Below are 363 nucleotides of genomic sequence, written 5' to 3'. Positions count from 1 at the left end.
CGAATCGTAAAAACGGCACGTTGCGGGGCTCGGCCGCAAAAGGCGCAAGTTTAGGCTCGAACAGGAAACCGGCCTCGTAGGACATATAGCCGGCAAGATATTTCCCGTCGCGACGCAGCTGCTCCATGCGCTTCAGCGCCGCAAAAAATGCCTCAGGCTCGTCCGCGACGATGATCTCTTCCGGCTCGGTGAAGGCTGTCACCGTGCCGGTCGTGTCATCCCGGAAAAGAACGTAAGGCGCATGTGCCAATGAAAGCGTCCGAAACAGGAGAGAGGGTCGGGAAGCGTCAGACGGGGTCTATGTCGCCGCGCGCCCACATCTCTATGGTTTCCGCATAAAAATCGGCGAAACGGCCTTCCTCG

The 363-nt window shown here is 58.7% G+C and carries 1 protein-coding gene; it reads right to left on the bottom strand.

Going from position 1 to position 363, the window contains the following annotated elements; all coding sequences use genetic code 11:
• Nucleotides 1–202 (bottom strand): hypothetical protein (locus SB764_RS38760; protein ID WP_410866573.1); only part of this gene is annotated, 202 nt, incomplete at its 3' end.
• Nucleotides 203–363: the final 161 nt, after the last annotated feature.

The sequence above is a fragment of the Paraburkholderia sp. SIMBA_027 genome (genome assembly GCF_046535315.1).
Taxonomy (GTDB): Bacteria; Pseudomonadota; Gammaproteobacteria; order Burkholderiales; family Burkholderiaceae; genus Paraburkholderia; species Paraburkholderia tropica.
This window is presented reverse-complemented; position numbering and strand designations above follow the sequence as displayed.